We start from the raw sequence: 15,142 nt of genomic DNA, 5'->3' as shown, positions 1-15,142 counted from the left end.
CGTGGGCGAACATGTTCGCTCTTCATCGCGCCGCTCTTTCGCGGCAAAGGAGAAGCCATGGAAAAGATCCCAAAAGCCACGGCCTTGTTCATCGCAGGTTTTGGCCCGATTGTGATTGAAGCCCAGGCAAGCCGCGATCTCTACGGTCGGGCCTTCGGTATCCCCTTCAAGGAAGAGAACGGCGGCTATCTCCATACGGAGGGTCTGAACGGCGCAAACTCTTTCGCCTTGTGGCCGCTCTCCCACGCCTCCCAGTCGTGCTTCGGCACGGATTCGTGGCCTCGCGACGTACCCATCCCGCAAGCCTGGATCGAGTTTGATGTCGACGACGTCCAGGCGGCAACGGCGGAACTTGAATCGCAAGGGTATCGGATGCTGGTCAGGAACCGGAATGAGCCGTGGGGCCAGACGGTCAGTCGCTTCATCGGGCCGGAAGGATTGCTGGTCGGAATCACGTTTACGCCGTCGATGCGGGAAGAGAAATAATGGCGGCCGCAGTGGCAGGCTTGCGCGCGGTGACTGATAGCCTCAGATTGGGGACCAGCGCGCGTCAGGTTACCCGGTTAGCGCCGAAAATCGATATTCACCATTGTGAATAATGCGCGTAACTATCAGCCACCGCTTTCCTAAACTTGGCATTACGGGACCGCGACGGAAACGGTACGAAAGCATCGTTTGCGTGGAAATCGCAGTCCAACCAAGGAGAAGCGTGTCATGAACAAGGCAAGCAGCACATTGATCGCGGCCGTCGCCGCACTCACGCTGTCGGGCAGCGTATATGCACAAAGCAACAACACGCTGGCGACTCCGACCACACAGTCGCCGGCCGCTGCAACGAGTGGCTACGGCACGCCTGGTGCCACCACCACGGACAGCGGCGCCGGGTCGCCGACCTCGGCCCAGCCGACCTGGGGCCAGCCGAATAGCGCCAACAGTAGCTCGACGGCCCGCCCCCCCGCTTACGGGGTTAACAACTCGCTGGCGACCCCAACCACAAAGTCGCCAGCAGGCCAATGAGAGCAATCAAGGCTGGCAACCGGGCGCAAATGAGCGCAATGCGACCAGGCGGTTCAATTTCGTCGGGCGTAGCGTGACCGGATAGCCGCGACTGGCAACACAGATCGCGACGGTAGAAAAAAGTTGGTGTGACTGGCCGGTCATAACGCGCCAGAAGGTCGAGTTCGCCCCAACGTGTCGGCCTGTGTGCCAAAACGTCTCGATTGAGCTTCCCCCGAAATTTCGCCTTCCAGTAGGTCGTGCATAAAATCGACCCAAAGGAAGGAAAGAAGAGATGTTCAAGGTACCAAACCAGGTGTACACGGCGGAGTTCAAGGCGGCGGCCGCGCAACGAATCAAGGACGGACCTCGGTCAGTTAATCCGTTGGCTCGGTGGTTTGCATCGCCGCTTGAAAACGGCCGCCGTCCCTGTATCCCCCTAACTTTCGGACAATCGGCGTGACATCGAACAATCGCGCTCACCGGTGCGGCAAATTCAGTGCGACGAGACATAAGCCGTATCAGCGAATACTGCCGGGATCGCGAAGCTCTCGCGCATACGCTTAGCCTCTGCGGCAGGCGTCAAGCCAAACAGACGCCTGAATTCCCTGCTGAACTGGGACGGGCTCGCATAACCCACAGCGTGTCCCGCCGCCTCCGCGGTTAGTTCCTTGCGCACCATTAACAGGCGAGCCTGATGAAGGCGCGTCGACTTCACATATTGCATCGGCGACACCTGCGTAATTGCCTTGAAGTGGCTGTGGAAACTCGGAATGCTCATACCCGCTTCGTCGGCCAGTTGCCTCACGTCGAGGGGCTGCGCATAGCTTGCATGAATCAGGCGGAGTGAGCGGCCTATCTGTCCGAACTGTCCTCGCATCGCCAAAGCCTCGCGCAACGAGCCTCCCTGGGCTCCGGTGAGCACCCGGAAATACAGTTCACGCAGCAGCCCGGCGCCCAACACAGCAGATTCGAGTGGCCGATGCATCGCCTCGAGGAAGCGCAGCACGGACGCTTGCATTGCGTCATCCATCGGCGTCGACATCATGCTTTGAGGTGCTGGTGCGCACTCCCCCACGCCTTCGCGGTCGATCCGCTCCGCAAGTTCGGCGGCCAATGCGAAATCGAGGTGCAGATACAGCGCGAGCAGTGGGCGCTCCTCGGTTGCGTCGGTCTCCATGCTGAACGGCACGGGCACGGACACGGCCAGGTAGTGACGCTCGTCGTACAGGTAGAGCTGGTCGCCGAAATAACCTCGCTTGCGGCCCTGGCAGACGATCACGATACCGGGATCGTACAGAACGGGCGTGCGCGATAGCGCCCGGTTCGACCGCAAGATGCGGACGCTCGGCAGTGCCGTCAGGTTGTAGCCCTCGTCGGGCGCCAACGCGCGTAGCAGGACAATCATGCGTTTCTGGCTTCGAGAGGATAGAGCTGGATGCTGGGCCAAAGCGCGTATCGTGTTCATAGTTTTATGCAAGAAAATCAGCGGAATTCGGCTTAATTTGCCTCGCTGGTCAGATTAGTATGCACTCTCCAATCGACATTCGGGAGAAGCTTCAATGGCAACCAGCAAAACACTGCTCATCACCGGCGTCAGCAGCGGCTTTGGCCGCGCGCTCGCACAGGAAGCGCTGGCGGTGGGTCACAAGGTCGTCGGTACGGTGAGAAGTGCCCAGGCAAAGCGTGAATTCGAGTCCGTATCCGCGAATGCCGCTTGGGGACGCGTGCTCGACGTGACCGACTTCGACGCGATCGACGGCGTCGTGGCGGAAATCGAGACTGGCGTCGGACCAATCGATGTGCTGGTCAACAATGCCGGCTACGGCCACGAGGGCATCATGGAGGAATCGCCGCTCTCGGATATGCGCCGACAGTTCGATGTGAATGTATTTGGTGCGGTCGCCATGATGAAGGCCGTCCTGCCGTTCATGCGTGAGCGCCGCCGCGGCCACATTCTGAATATCACATCGATGGGCGGCTACATCACGATGCCGGGAATCGCTTATTACTGCGGCAGCAAGTTTGCGTTGGAGGGCATCTCCGAGGCGCTTGGCAAAGAGGTCAAGCCCTTCGGTATTGCCGTGACGGCCGTGGCGCCGGGCTCATTTCGCACTGACTGGGCAGGTCGCTCGATGACGCGGACCCCCCGCTCGATTTCGGATTACGACGATATTTTCAATCCCATCCGCCAGGCCCGCGAGGAAAAAAGCGGCAAGCAATTGGGAGATCCCAGGAAAGCGGCGCGCGCAATGCTGGCCGCCATGGCAGCGGATCATCCGCCCACGCGTCTTTTGCTCGGTAGCGACGCACTCGGGCTCGTTCGCGACAAGTTGTCGGCATTGAACGTGGAAATCGATGCATGGGAGGCTACCACCGTTTCGACGGACGGCTGATGAGCGCCGAGGCTGAGAAGCTGTCGAGAACCGTATCCCGCGGCGTCGGGTGCGAACGAAGCGATGCTTGCCCGATCTGAAAGTCCGTTGGCAGCGAGGATTTGTTGAGCCAGACGCGAAAGCTCATCGAAGGCGGCTCGATGCTCGAATGGATTAAGGGGCGAAGGAGATGTATGACCAACGTCCCGAGGATCAGCAACATCGCGCCTGCAACGCTGTTGTTAGTGCGCAGCAATACATCGGCGACGTAAAGTGTCAACGAGGTCAAGGCCATGTGGCCGGCGATGCGTATCGCCCGCGGGTTCATCATTTCACCTGGAATTCGTTGCGCAGGGTCCGAAGATTCGGACGCCACCGGTGAGGACGCCCCCCGACGATCCAGGCACGTTACCCGGATCGTCGGGGCGGTGTCGGGCGAGCCATCTGCGGTCAATTACCGAAGAAAAGGTTGCAATAACTTGCGGGGCCGACGCACGACGATGGCGAGGGCGTCGACACATGCTCGACACTGCCGGAAGCTGCGGTGCCGTTGGTCGTCGTACCGCCAACGTCACTGTTGCCCGCCTGCTGGCTGTCCTGTGCAGCGATCTTCGCTTCAGCAGCCTGAATTTGCTCGGGATACTTCGTATGGTCGCCGTCGCCCATGTGATAGCCGGCCTGCTCGAGAAGGATCAGTTCCGCGCGCACCTGCGCACGGGTGACGGGCGCGGTGCTCTGAGCGAAGCTGACGACTGGGCTGGCAAGCGCACAGCTGGCGAGGACAAGGCATGCAAGGGTTTTCATCGTGGAGCTCCTTGATTCATGGCTAACTTAACAATCGGGAAACCGAATAGCACACTGCAGCCAGTTCTGCAGACAAACTGGAAGTTGTGGTTGATATGGGGGCATTCGACCAGAGAAGAACGCGGGCCATTGTGCGGTGATTGACGCCCTCCTTGTATCGAATTATGTTGCATTATTGCGCCGTGTAATCGTGTCAGTTGTAGTTACGTCGATAATTTGATGTTCGGCATTAAAAGTTCCTTTTCTGGAGAATAAATGTTCGGTGTCGCTTTACGATTATTCGTTAGAGTGATTTTCTTGAGCGTACGGCGCACGCCTGGTTACGGATGCAGTTCGACGCGGCACACACGGAGCGAGCACCCAATATCGCAATTGGCGAGCCGTGCTTGATCAGGACAACCGCGAGTTACTGGTACTGCGCAGCGCTAGAGATCAGCCTCATACTTACCCTCGTTCAGCAGCTTTGACGGTCTTGCGCCCAACGCTCTTCACAGCGGGCACAAATCTCCGGTAGGGACCACCTGCGTGGATCACGAACTTTTGTTCGGCAAAAAACAGAACACTTGTCCATCGACTTGCTGGCGGACCGCTAGCACAATGGCGTGTAGCTGCACCTGATGCCCGGAGGCCTGTTATGGCGTCCTGTACTCGAACACCACGTGATTCCGACGCGGGCGAAAAGCCCGGGGCCAGAACATCACTGTGCGCGGGCGAAACGGCTCACACAATCGAGCGCCGCAGATTCGCTGAATTCATGAATCTTTTTGTGGGACCGGTTGCAGCACTCAGTACTGAGCAGAATCTCCTCGTCAAACGCGAGTTATTGCAATCGCTGTCCCGCCGATCGGTATATTGGATCGCGCTACTGCTGGTCGGAAGCCCGTTCTGGTTCGTATTTGGATCGTGGATCCAAACATCGGATATTTATCCCTTGTTCCGTGTCGTCTGGATCCTGGGACTGTGGGGGATAGCCGCTCCTTTGGCAGCATACTTGCTGAAAAAGACCATGACGCTCCCGAAGCACGCCAGCGTCAACGCGGTCGAGCAGATGCACTGGGCATGGGCTGCATTGATCATGCTGACATCTTTCTGGTGGGCGGCGGCCAGCTTTGGGCTCATCCCACCCAAATTCGTGGTCCTCCATGGTTATTACTTTAGATTCGGCCGGTATGGCTTTCTGGAACTGACGATGATCTGCCAGGCATTTACGTTGCTGCTGCTCGCACCCAGTCTTCGTGCGGCTTTAGGCGCACTCGTGATTGGCACTATCCCATTCGGATTTAACATGGCACCACTGTTCTTTATTAACCGGCCAGGAATGTTTGACTGGTATACGGCTCAAATAATTGGCTATTGTGTCGTCGCATGGTTCATTTGCAACGATCAGCAACGCACATGTGTAAAAGAGGTTGTTCTCGAGGAGGCGCGATCTCTGGCTGTAGCGGCAACGGCGGAGAAGAACCAATTTATCGCCGCAATAAGCCATGACCTGCGTCAACCGCTCACCACACTCGGCCTGAAGCTAGATTTCATCGAGCGGGGCATTAAATCGACCAATCTGGTTGAAGACGTCTCGATTGCGCAAAGGCAAGTGGATGCAATGGAAGGGATGATTAACGGGGCACTGGATATCTGCCGCCTCGAGTCCGGCACCTGGAATGTAGAAATTCAGGAGGTGGCGCTGCCTTCCCTTTTACGCGGCATAGTCGTGGATATGCAGCCGCTGGCTGAGGCAAAGGGGCTGAAGTTAAGACTCCGTAGTCGCCCCTATCTGGTCCGTACGGATCGACATGCGTTGGACAGGATCGTCCGGAATATGGTGATCAATGCGGTCCGTTACACGCCTTCCGAACAGGGAGGCAAGAAGGGACATGTTCTGGTGAGTTGCCAGAGGCGAGGCAGCGGCATAAAGATAAGCGTCTGGGACAACGGGATCGGCATCCCTGAAGGCAGACAGGCGGATATCTTCAAAAGCTATGTACAGGTCGATAATCCCGAGAGGAATCGTGAAAAAGGGTTCGGCCTGGGTCTGTCCATTGTCCAGGGTCTCGCGAGCCTTCTTGGTCACAAACTGGACGTGGACTCGACACCAGCACGTGGATCGCGTTTTTCGGTTACGGTCCCGTTCATGGGACTCATACCGCCGGAGTTGCGCGAGGTTCAAACGGTTGAAGACGGCGACCCGGACCTGACCAATATGGTCGTGGCGATCATCGAGGACAACAGCGACTTAAGAATCGAAATATCGATGCGCCTGATCGAGCATGGCTGCTACGTCGTGGCGGGGGAATCGTCATCCGACGTCATCGAGCAGTTGCGCATTGAGGCTTTGGCAAGCGGTCCGCACTTCATCCTCTCCGACTACCGGCTGGAAAACGAGGACGGCATTGCGGCGATTACGGCGGTCCGCGCTGCTACCGACGCCTCGATCCCTGCGATCCTGTGGTCGGGCGACACCTCCTCAGCTGTGCTCAAAAAAGTAGCCGTCAGTGGCATCAAGCTTTTGTCGGGACCGGATTCTAACCAGACCTTATTGACCATACTTGCAGAACATAAGCCAAAAACATTGACCGAAGGAGGGTGAAAGAGATGGCAGGGGAACACAAAGCTAGCGCAACGGAGCGTAGCTGCACTTGATTCTCGGAGGCCTGCTATGGCGTCCCGTATTCAAACAAGACGTGATTCCGACGCGGGCGAAAAGCCCGGGGCCAGCACATCACTGTGCGCGGGCGAAACGGCTCACACAATCGAGCGCCGCGTATTCGCTGAACTTGTGAATCCTTTTCTGGGACCGGGTGCGGCACTCAGTACCGAGCAGAATCTCTATGTCAAACGTGAGTTATTGAAATCGCTGTCCCGTCGAGCGGTATGTTGGACCGTGCTAGTGTCGGTCGGAGCCTCGCTGTTGTGCGTATATGGATCGTGGATCAAAACGTCGGATAGCTACCGTTGGTTCCGTGTCGTCTGGGTCCTGGGACTGTGGGGGATAGCCACTCCTTTGGCAGCATACTTGCTGAAAAAGACCATGGCGCTCCCGAAGCACGCCAGCGTCGACGCGGTCGAGCAAATGCACTGGACATGGGCTGCAGTCGTCACACTGACATCGTTCTGGTGGGCGGCAGGTAGCTTTGGGCTAACTCCACCCGATTTCTCGGGCCATGCTCCCTACGTCAAATTGGCCAGTTCCGGCTTCCTTGAGTACACGCTAATCAGCCATACATTTACCTTGCTGCTGCTCGCACCGAGTCTTCGTGCGAATTTAGGTTCATTCGTGCTCGGCGCTATCCCGTTCGGATTCAGCTTGGGACCACCTCTATTTATTTACCGGCCAGCAATGCTGGGCTTTTATACGGCTCAACTAATTGGCTATTGTTTCCTCGCGTGGTTCATTTTTTACACTCAGAAGCGCGCATATGTTAAAGAGATCATTCTCGAGGAGGCGCGATCTCAGGCTGTAGCGGCAACGGCGGAGAAGAACCTGCTTATCGCTGCGATAAGCCATGACCTGCGTCAACCGCTCACCACGCTCGGCCTGAAGTTAAATTTCATCGAGCGGAGCGTTAAATCGACCGATCTGGTCGAAGGCGTCTCGATTGCGCAAAGGCAAGTGGATGCGATGGAAGGGATGATTAACGGGGCACTGGATATCTGCCGCCTCGAGTCCGGCACCTGGAATGTAGAAATTCAGGAGGTGGCGCTGCCTTCCCTTTTACGCGGCATAGTCGTGGATATGCAGCCGCTGGCTGAGGCAAAGGGGCTGAAGTTAAGACTCCGTAGTCGCCCCTATCTGGTCCGTACGGATCGACATGCGTTGGACAGGATCGTCCGGAATATGGTGCTCAATGGGCTCCGTTACACGCCTTCCGAACAGGGAGGCAAGAAGGGACATGTTCTGGTGAGTTGCCAGAGGCGAGGCAGCCGCATAAAGATAAGCGTCTGGGACAACGGGATCGGTATCCCTGAAGGTCGACAGGCGGATATCTTCAAAAGCTATGTACAGGTCGATAATCCCGAGAGGAATCGTGAAAAAGGGTTCGGCCTGGGTCTGTCCATTGTCCAGGGGCTCGCGAGCCTTCTTGGTCACAAACTGGACGTGGACTCGACACCAGCACGGGGATCGCGTTTTTCGGTTACGGTCCCGTTCATGGGACTCATACCGCCGGAGTTGCGCGAGGTTCAAACGGTTGAAGACGGCGACCCGGACCTGACCAATATGATCGTGGCGATCATCGAGGACAACAGCGACTTAAGAATAGAAATATCGATGCGCCTGATCGAGCATGGCTGCTACGTCGTGGCGGGGGAATCGTCATCCGACGTCATCGAGCAGTTGCGCATTGAGGCTTTGGCAAGCGGTCCGCACTTCATCCTCTCCGACTACCGGCTGGAAAACGAGGACGGCATTGCGGCGATTACGGCGGTCCGCGCTGCTACCGACGCCTCGATCCCTGCGATCCTGTGGTCGGGCGACACCTCGTCAGCTGTGCTCAAAAAAGTAGCCGTCAGTGGCGTCAAGCTTTTGTCGAAACCGGTTTCGGAACGAACCTTATTGACCACACTTGCAGAGCATAAGCCAAAAACGTCGACCGAAGGCGGTTAAAAGTGATGGCAGGGAAACATGAAGAGCGTTAGCAGAGATCTTCACGACAGTCGCGTATCTGCTGCCCCCGTTCCAAGGGTAAGTTCGGCATTGACTCGAAGTGCAGCTTCAACGCGGTTTCTGACTTGAAGTTTGTCGTAAATAACACAAGAAACCTGTCTGACATGTCCCTCGGAGACGCCAAGCTCTCTTGCGATCTGTTTACCTGAGAGGCCACGTGCAATGCAACGCGCCAAATCCCACTCTCGCGGAGAAAGCCCAAGATGATGCTGATTCCGGCTAGCTGAGGGCGCTTGTGTCGAGCATGCAAAGCGGAGCAAGACTTCTTCCGGAATCCAGAGTTCACCTCCTAAGATCCTGCTCAGTCCAATGAACATTTTTTTGTGCGCGCCTCCTTTCAACAGGATTCCTCGAGCGGCGTAGTCACGCATGCACATTCGCAAAATTTCAACTTCATGATCGTTTCCAGGAGCAAGTCCTGTGCAGATGACCACGGGAACATTGGATGGATTTCCGGCCTGAAAATGCTCAAGTGTCGCGGCGCCACGATTCTCACCATCCAGATTAAGATCCAGGAATACCAGGTCCGGGGGCGGTGTCTTGTTGACTTCTTCAAGCGCGCTGGCAAGCGTAAAGACGGGCGTGATGTCGATGGGGGCTGCGCTCAGCTCCGACGCGTGTGTTTGGACATATTCGGAAAGAGCAACGCAAAGAATTTCGTGGTCGTCGACCCATAGGATTTTCATGGTCGCTTCTCCTCTTTATACATCCGAGAAAAGCATCGATCGTGCGCTACGTTTGTGCGGAGCACTGCCTGACAGCTTAGCATATCGAGCGAGGCCGCAGATCCTTGAACTGCAGAGTGTTGCGGACCCGCGGTCTCTAGCGCACAGGGTGTGCCATGTTCGCGCCGTGTGCCGCGCCCCGGGCGGCACACGGCTTTGCGCGATCGAATCGGTTTGCGCGGCAGCCGCCGGCATGAAGGCGATTCGCGAGTGGTGGTGGCGCACGGACAGCCTCGCGGCGAAATGTCTGCGGCGTGCCGACAGTTCGATGCTCCGAACACGTGCGAAGTGCGTCGACGTATGCCCCTATCATTTCGTCCAGGCGGTGTTGAACGACCGATGTACCTTGGAAACTGTCCCTTCTGCTGCGGACAAGAGGTTGGAGTGGTGAGATCAGTATACGGCGCGATATTCACCGCCTTAATCGCCGCGGCGCTGTTCGGCGCCGCGACACCGTTGGCCAAGGCGCTGCTCGGCTCAGTCAGCCCCTTCATGCTCGCAGGACTGTTTTATCTCGGTAGCGGCCTGGGGCTTGGGGTCGGCATCGCGTGGCGTGCCTTTCGATCGCGCGGGCTTCAGTCCGCCGCGGACCACCGCATCACCAAAGGCGAGTCGCCTTGGCTGATCGGGGCGATAGCGATGGGTGGCGTCGCCGGCCCCGCATTGCTGATGCTGGGCCTGTCCACTACTCCAGCGGCAACGAGTTCGTTATTGCTCAACCTTGAGGGTGTGTTGACCGCAGTGATTGCCTGGGTGGTCTTCCAGGAAAATGTCGACATTCAGGTTTTTCTCGGGATGGTGGCGATCGTTGCGGGCGGCGTACTTCTGTCGTGGCATCCGGGACAGTCAGGCGTGCCGGTGGGTGCGTTACTGATCGTCGGCGCGTGTCTGTGCTGGGCAATCGACAACAACCTGACGCGCAAGGTCTCGGCGAACGACCCGATGGTGATCGCGTGTCTCAAAGGGATGGTGGCCGGTCCCGTGAATCTCGGCATTGCGATCGCGGCGGGCGCTTCGCTTCCGTCAGCAGGAACCATGGCGGCAGCGATGCTGACCGGGCTTGGCGGTTACGGCATCAGCCTCGTGCTGTTCGTTGTTGCACTTCGCCATCTCGGTACGGCGCGTACAGGCGCGTACTTTTCCGTTGCGCCGCTTTTCGGTGTCATGCTTTCGCTGATCATATGGCCCGCGCTACCCAATCTGTCTTTCTGGATTGCCGCCGCCCTGATGGCGCTGGGTATCTGGCTACATGTGCGCGAGCGGCATGAGCATGAGCACAGCCATGAGTTTCTTCAACACACGCACCGGCATCGCCATGACGAGCACCATCAGCATGCGCATGAGTTTCCTTATGCCGGTGAAGATCCGCACACGCACCTTCACGTGCATCTGCCTATTACACATTCGCACGCGCATTTCCCCGATATCCATCATCGGCATCAGCACTAGCTGTCCTCCGAGGTCGACATTTCCCCAGGGCGGCGCAGCATCTTGTCGACTTCGCCCGCGTGCATCTCCTCGACGTGGATCATCTGACGGGCGAACTCCTCGAGTGCAACCGAGCGGTCCTCGACGAGCGCCAGCAGGTCGCGATACAACTGCAACGCAAGATTCTCGGCTTGCAACGACTCGCGGAGGATCGAAGAGATATCGAAGGTGTGCGAGTCGAGCAGAGGACCGATCGCAAGCGACGGATAGGCACCCAGAGTCGTGATCCATTCGCCGGCCTGCTGTGCGTGCAACAACGATTCATCGGCCTGCGCGCGCAACCACGACCTGATCGGAATGCGTCCGAATCCGAAAACAAGGAACGAATAGTGCGTATATCGGACGACGCCGGCCAATTCGGATTCGAGAATCCGGTTCAGCACCGCAACAACGTCTTCCTTATTGATCTCGGCCATTTGAAGTCTCCTTTCATGGCGCGGCGAGGCGTCCGGCCTCGCGACCGAGTAGGCCGGCAAGCGGCCGCAAACCGCGGCCGCACGCCTGATCGAAACGGATAGATTCCGCCGGCCCACCGCTTTTCGCATCAAGCGTTCACGACGTCGTCGAGCGCCGCACGCTCAAGTGCCCTTCCCCTTCTTCACCCGCTCGATCTGCTGCTTCGCCGCCTGATACACGACTTCCGGCGTGAAACCGAATTTCTTCTTCAGATCCGCGATCGGCGCCGACGCGCCGAACGTATGCATGACGACCTGCGCACCGAGCCGTCCTGTATACCGATCCCAGCCGAGCGACGCAGCCTGCTCGACCGCGACGCGCGCCTCGACGTCCGCGGGCAGCACCGACTCCTGATACGCGCCGTCCTCGCGCTCGAAGATGTCCCACGACGGCATCGACACGACGCGCGCCGCGATGCCCTCGCTCTTCAGCTTCTCGTACACGTCGGCGCAGATCGATAGCTCGCTGCCGGTCGCCATCAGGATCACCTCTGGCTTCTTGCCAGCGGGCGCATCGGCGAGCACATACGCACCGTGCCTGACGCCGCTCGCGGGCGCATAGCGGCTCCGGTCGAGCGTCGGCAGCGGCTGGCGCGACAAGACGATGCACGCTGGCCGATGCGGCTGCGTCAGCGCAACGCGCCAGGCCTCGGCCGCTTCGTTCGCGTCGCCGGGACGCAGCACCGTTAGGCCGGGCACGCCGCGCAACGACGCGAGCTGCTCGATCGGCTGATGCGTCGGACCGTCTTCGCCGAGCCCGATCGAATCGTGCGTGAACACAAAGATGGCCGGCACTTCCATGATCGCGGACAGGCGGATCGGCGGCTTCATGTAGTCGCTGAAGATCAGGAACGTCGAGCCGTACGCGCGCAGATTCGATAGCGCAAGACCGTTGACCACCGCGCCCATCGCATGCTCGCGAATGCCGAAGTGCAGATTGCGGCCGGCATAGTGATCCGCCTGGAAGCTGCCGGCGCCTTCGAACTTCAGGTTGGTTTTCGTCGACGGCGACAGGTCCGCCGCGCCGCCGATCATCCACGGCACACGCGCGGCAATCGCATTGAGCACCTTGCCCGACGATTCGCGTGTCGCGATGCCCTTCGGGTCCGCGTTGAAGCTCGGGATGTCGCTGTCCCAGCCCTGCGGCAATTCGTGCGCCTCGATCTGCGCGAATTCGCGCGCGAGCTCCGCATACTGCTTTTTGTAGCTGTCGAACTTCGCCTGCCATTGTTCGCGCGCCGCCTTGCCGCGCGCGCCGATGCCCTGCGCGAAGCGCTCGTGCACGCCCTCGGGCACGTAGAAGAACTTGTCCTCGGGCCAGCCGTAGAACTTCTTGGCGAGCGCGACTTCCTCGACGCCGAGCGCTTCGCCATGCGCGGACGCGGTGTCCTGCTTGTTCGGCGCCCCCCAACCGATGATGCTGTGGACCACGATCAGCGACGGCCGGTCGGTCACGCTCTTCGCTTCGACCAGCGCCTTTTCCAGCGCGGCGGTGTCGTTCGCATCGCCGACGTGCAGCGTGTGCCAGTTGTAGCCGTGAAAGCGGCTTGCCACATCGTCGCTATACGCGAGGTCCGTATGGCCTTCGATCGTCACGCGGTTGCTGTCGTAAATCCAGATCAGGTTCGACAGCTTCAGATGCCCCGCGAGCGAGGCCGCTTCGTGCGAGATGCCTTCCATCATGTCGCCGTCGCCGCAAATCGCGTACACGCGGTAGTCGAACAGCGGCGCGTCCGCGCGATTGAAGTGGCTCTCGTACCAGCGCGCGGCCATCGCCATGCCGACGCTATTGCCGAGCCCTTGCCCAAGCGGTCCCGTGGTGGTCTCGACGCCGGTCGTCATCCGGTACTCGGGGTGGCCCGGCGTATTGCTGTCGATCTGGCGGAAATGCTCGATGTCGTCGAGCGACACGGCCGGCGCGCCGGTCGGCTTGCCGTGTTCGTCGACGGCTTTCACGTTGGCCAGATGCAGCAGCGAATACAGCAGCATCGACGCATGCCCGGCCGACAGCACGAAGCGGTCGCGATTCGGCCACAGCGGCTCGTCAGGGTCGTAACGCAGGTGGTGTTGCCACAGGTGATAGGCGACCGGCGCGAGCGCCATCGGCGTGCCGGGATGGCCGGAATTGGCTTTCTGCACGGCGTCCATCGACAGCGTGCGGATCGTGTTGATGCACAACTGATCGAGGGCGGAATCGTTTTGCATGGGACGCTCCTTGTTCGGCAATTCGCAAGACGGCCGACGCGCGCCGCGGAGCGCGCGGACGGATCGGCGCATCGTGTCGACATGGAATCGCGCGCGTCCGGGCATGTCGCTAAGGACGCGAAGCCGCACGTGGAACCGCCCACGTGCCAGCGTCAGCGCCGAAAGCGCGCGGGAAAATCGCGGCAAAGCCCACAGATGATGCGCCTAACCGCGCGACTCTGCACGCCACGCCGCCGCAGGTCGGTTGCTTCGCGAACGACGAAGTTCAGGCCGACTGCAGCCAAAACTCGATGACGGGACCATGCTTGCCGTCGATCGGATCGAGCGGCGGAAACGGCAACGCCAGCATCTCGGTGAGTTCCTGCGGCGTCAGCGCTTCGCGGCGAATGTCCCATTGCTGCCCTAACGGATAGCCCGCCACCACCTGAAAATGCCGCTCGAACGATTGCAGACAATGGCCGGTGCCGGCCGGCAGCAGCAGCACGTCGCCCGCGTGCAGCGTCACCACGCGTCCGCCCGGCCCGCCGACGATCACCTCGGCGCTCGCGTCTGTCACGCCGAGCACCTCGTGCGCGGTCGCGTGAAAGTGATGGAAGTCGAAGATGCTGTTGCGCCACTGCGCGGGCCATGCATTCCGCTCGAAGAGGATTTCGAACGCGGCGGGCAGATTGCCGCTGCCGGGCGACAGCGCGCGCCGGTACAGCACGACCGGCAGCTTGCTGTTGTTCGGCACCCAGTCGTGCGGCTCCAGCATGAACGCTTCGTATTCGGTCTGCGCGGCGTCGAAGCCGTGCCTGGACTCGTTGAACATGGTTGCTCCTGGCTTGTGATGCGGTTGCCGCGAACCTGCGGACGAGCAGCCGGCTAGCCTCCGCCGATGCCCTGCAGCACCTTGCCCGTGCCGCCGCACACCGCGCAGCGAGCGCCCTCGACCTTGCCCGTGCCGTGGCAGGCGCCGCACAGGTCTTCGCCAGCGCCCGGCGTGTTGGGCGGCGCTTCGTCGCCGGGGTTCATCGATTGGGTTGGAGTGTCCGGTTGCATGCGCTTTCTCCGGTTGGGTGTTGACGGATTGGATGCACGGCTGGCACGCAACGCGCCGCGTCATTGCTCGCCCGGCTGCTTGTGATGCGATTCGCGCCCGCCGCCGCCCGGCGGCTCCGCGTGCTCGCCGGTGCCGAGCGGCACTTCGGCGCCCTGGCGCGGCCGCTCGCTCGACCGTGGCGGATTGGTCGCTTTGTCCACGCCGGTCTGCACGACCGGTTCGATGCCGAGCGGACTCGGCTCGACGTAGTGCGTGCCGCTCGGCTTGTTGCGGGCTTTGACTTCGTCGGACAGCGTGGGCGCGGCGTGGTTATCTGGCCTCGCGGACTGCTCGCCGCCCGGCGTCGCGCTCTGCTGCGGGGTGTCGGTCGATTGGGGATCTTGCATCGCGCC

15 protein-coding genes are annotated in these 15,142 nt (G+C 59.8%); 6 read left to right on the top strand and 9 right to left on the bottom strand.

All coding sequences use genetic code 11. The features are described 5' to 3' along the window. Positions 1 to 57: 57 nt before the first annotated feature. Together HDG34_RS11625 and HDG34_RS11620 are read left to right on the top strand one after the other, a co-directional pair. Complete coding sequence (locus HDG34_RS11625; RefSeq protein WP_184035240.1) at positions 58 to 486, top strand: VOC family protein; 429 nt, start codon at positions 58 to 60, stop codon at positions 484 to 486. Between the two features lie 228 nt (positions 487 to 714). After that, positions 715 to 1,017: a hypothetical protein gene (locus HDG34_RS11620; protein ID WP_184060115.1), complete on the top strand. Its 303-nt coding sequence runs from the start codon at positions 715 to 717 to the stop codon at positions 1,015 to 1,017. Positions 1,018 to 1,492: 475 nt separating this feature from the next. Here the strand turns inward: HDG34_RS11620 and HDG34_RS11615 are convergent, their stop codons facing one another. Next, complete coding sequence (locus tag HDG34_RS11615) at positions 1,493 to 2,404, bottom strand: AraC family transcriptional regulator (protein WP_260321133.1); 912 nt, start codon at positions 2,402 to 2,404, stop codon at positions 1,493 to 1,495. Positions 2,405 to 2,558: 154 nt separating this feature from the next. On the opposite strand from HDG34_RS11615, the gene HDG34_RS11610 reads away from it, so the two are divergent. Beyond that, the gene (locus HDG34_RS11610) at positions 2,559 to 3,392 is read left to right on the top strand and encodes an oxidoreductase (RefSeq protein ID WP_184060112.1); all 834 of its coding nucleotides are present in this window, start codon (positions 2,559 to 2,561) and stop codon (positions 3,390 to 3,392) included. Here HDG34_RS11610 and HDG34_RS11605 read toward each other — a convergent pair. Together HDG34_RS11605 and HDG34_RS11600 are read right to left on the bottom strand one after the other, a co-directional pair. Next, entirely contained in the window at positions 3,367 to 3,702 is a 336-nt protein-coding gene (locus tag HDG34_RS11605; RefSeq protein ID WP_184060110.1) for a hypothetical protein, read from the bottom strand. The two genes, HDG34_RS11610 and HDG34_RS11605, sit on opposite strands and share 26 nt — an antisense overlap. Before the next feature lie 119 nt (positions 3,703 to 3,821). Beyond that, positions 3,822 to 4,175, bottom strand: a complete 354-nt coding sequence (locus tag HDG34_RS11600; RefSeq protein WP_184060108.1) for a DUF4148 domain-containing protein — start codon at positions 4,173 to 4,175, stop codon at positions 3,822 to 3,824. A gap of 754 nt (positions 4,176 to 4,929) precedes the next feature. Between HDG34_RS11600 and HDG34_RS11595 the strand changes: the two genes are divergently transcribed. Continuing rightward, positions 4,930 to 6,759, top strand: a complete 1,830-nt coding sequence (locus HDG34_RS11595) for a hybrid sensor histidine kinase/response regulator (protein ID WP_184060105.1) — start codon at positions 4,930 to 4,932, stop codon at positions 6,757 to 6,759. 69 nt (positions 6,760 to 6,828) lie between these two features. Then, complete coding sequence (locus HDG34_RS11590) at positions 6,829 to 8,775, top strand: hybrid sensor histidine kinase/response regulator (protein WP_184060103.1); 1,947 nt, start codon at positions 6,829 to 6,831, stop codon at positions 8,773 to 8,775. A gap of 41 nt (positions 8,776 to 8,816) precedes the next feature. Here the strand turns inward: HDG34_RS11590 and HDG34_RS11585 are convergent, their stop codons facing one another. Next, the gene (locus HDG34_RS11585) at positions 8,817 to 9,521 is read right to left on the bottom strand and encodes a response regulator transcription factor (RefSeq protein ID WP_184060101.1); all 705 of its coding nucleotides are present in this window, start codon (positions 9,519 to 9,521) and stop codon (positions 8,817 to 8,819) included. 378 nt (positions 9,522 to 9,899) lie between these two features. Here HDG34_RS11585 and HDG34_RS11580 point away from each other — a divergent pair, with 378 nt between their 5' ends. Next, on the top strand, positions 9,900 to 11,009 hold the full coding sequence (locus HDG34_RS11580) for a DMT family transporter (RefSeq protein ID WP_221309105.1): 1,110 nt from the start codon (positions 9,900 to 9,902) through the stop codon (positions 11,007 to 11,009). Here HDG34_RS11580 and HDG34_RS11575 read toward each other — a convergent pair. The 5 genes from HDG34_RS11575 to HDG34_RS11555 form a co-directional block, all read right to left on the bottom strand. Beyond that, positions 11,006 to 11,464, bottom strand: coding sequence for a bacterioferritin (locus HDG34_RS11575; protein WP_184060099.1), 459 nt, complete (start codon positions 11,462 to 11,464; stop codon positions 11,006 to 11,008). The two genes, HDG34_RS11580 and HDG34_RS11575, sit on opposite strands and share 4 nt — an antisense overlap. Before the next feature lie 162 nt (positions 11,465 to 11,626). Then, the gene (gene tkt / locus HDG34_RS11570) at positions 11,627 to 13,708 is read right to left on the bottom strand and encodes a transketolase (RefSeq protein WP_184060097.1); all 2,082 of its coding nucleotides are present in this window, start codon (positions 13,706 to 13,708) and stop codon (positions 11,627 to 11,629) included. Between the two features lie 265 nt (positions 13,709 to 13,973). After that, positions 13,974 to 14,519 (bottom strand): cupin, encoded by a 546-nt coding sequence (locus HDG34_RS11565; protein WP_184060095.1) that lies wholly within the window; start codon positions 14,517 to 14,519, stop codon positions 13,974 to 13,976. Between the two features lie 53 nt (positions 14,520 to 14,572). After that, positions 14,573 to 14,749: a hypothetical protein gene (locus tag HDG34_RS11560; RefSeq protein WP_184060093.1), complete on the bottom strand. Its 177-nt coding sequence runs from the start codon at positions 14,747 to 14,749 to the stop codon at positions 14,573 to 14,575. Between the two features lie 60 nt (positions 14,750 to 14,809). Continuing rightward, the gene (locus HDG34_RS11555) at positions 14,810 to 15,136 is read right to left on the bottom strand and encodes a hypothetical protein (protein ID WP_184060091.1); all 327 of its coding nucleotides are present in this window, start codon (positions 15,134 to 15,136) and stop codon (positions 14,810 to 14,812) included. Positions 15,137 to 15,142: the final 6 nt, after the last annotated feature.

Source organism: Paraburkholderia sp. HC6.4b (assembly GCF_014200875.1).
Lineage (GTDB): Bacteria > Pseudomonadota > Gammaproteobacteria > Burkholderiales > Burkholderiaceae > Paraburkholderia > Paraburkholderia tuberum.
Note: the sequence above shows the minus strand (reverse complement) of the source record. Positions and strands in the feature narration are given on the sequence as shown.

What these genes read in the sequence shown, in the direction of transcription:
- HDG34_RS11625 (WP_184035240.1), top strand. Translation starts at nt 58, where the DNA reads ATGGAAAAGATCCCAAAAGCCACGGCCTTGTTCATCGCAGGTTTTGGC.
- HDG34_RS11620 (WP_184060115.1), top strand. Translation starts at nt 715, where the DNA reads ATGAACAAGGCAAGCAGCACATTGATCGCGGCCGTCGCCGCACTCACG.
- HDG34_RS11615 (WP_260321133.1), bottom strand. Translation starts at nt 2,404, where the DNA reads ATGATTGTCCTGCTACGCGCGTTGGCGCCCGACGAGGGCTACAACCTG.
- HDG34_RS11610 (WP_184060112.1), top strand. Translation starts at nt 2,559, where the DNA reads ATGGCAACCAGCAAAACACTGCTCATCACCGGCGTCAGCAGCGGCTTT.
- HDG34_RS11605 (WP_184060110.1), bottom strand. Translation starts at nt 3,702, where the DNA reads ATGATGAACCCGCGGGCGATACGCATCGCCGGCCACATGGCCTTGACC.
- HDG34_RS11600 (WP_184060108.1), bottom strand. Translation starts at nt 4,175, where the DNA reads ATGAAAACCCTTGCATGCCTTGTCCTCGCCAGCTGTGCGCTTGCCAGC.
- HDG34_RS11595 (WP_184060105.1), top strand. Translation starts at nt 4,930, where the DNA reads ATGAATCTTTTTGTGGGACCGGTTGCAGCACTCAGTACTGAGCAGAAT.
- HDG34_RS11590 (WP_184060103.1), top strand. Translation starts at nt 6,829, where the DNA reads ATGGCGTCCCGTATTCAAACAAGACGTGATTCCGACGCGGGCGAAAAG.
- HDG34_RS11585 (WP_184060101.1), bottom strand. Translation starts at nt 9,521, where the DNA reads ATGAAAATCCTATGGGTCGACGACCACGAAATTCTTTGCGTTGCTCTT.
- HDG34_RS11580 (WP_221309105.1), top strand. Translation starts at nt 9,900, where the DNA reads ATGTACCTTGGAAACTGTCCCTTCTGCTGCGGACAAGAGGTTGGAGTG.
- HDG34_RS11575 (WP_184060099.1), bottom strand. Translation starts at nt 11,464, where the DNA reads ATGGCCGAGATCAATAAGGAAGACGTTGTTGCGGTGCTGAACCGGATT.
- tkt (WP_184060097.1), bottom strand. Translation starts at nt 13,708, where the DNA reads ATGCAAAACGATTCCGCCCTCGATCAGTTGTGCATCAACACGATCCGC.
- HDG34_RS11565 (WP_184060095.1), bottom strand. Translation starts at nt 14,519, where the DNA reads ATGTTCAACGAGTCCAGGCACGGCTTCGACGCCGCGCAGACCGAATAC.
- HDG34_RS11560 (WP_184060093.1), bottom strand. Translation starts at nt 14,749, where the DNA reads ATGCAACCGGACACTCCAACCCAATCGATGAACCCCGGCGACGAAGCG.
- HDG34_RS11555 (WP_184060091.1), bottom strand. Translation starts at nt 15,136, where the DNA reads ATGCAAGATCCCCAATCGACCGACACCCCGCAGCAGAGCGCGACGCCG.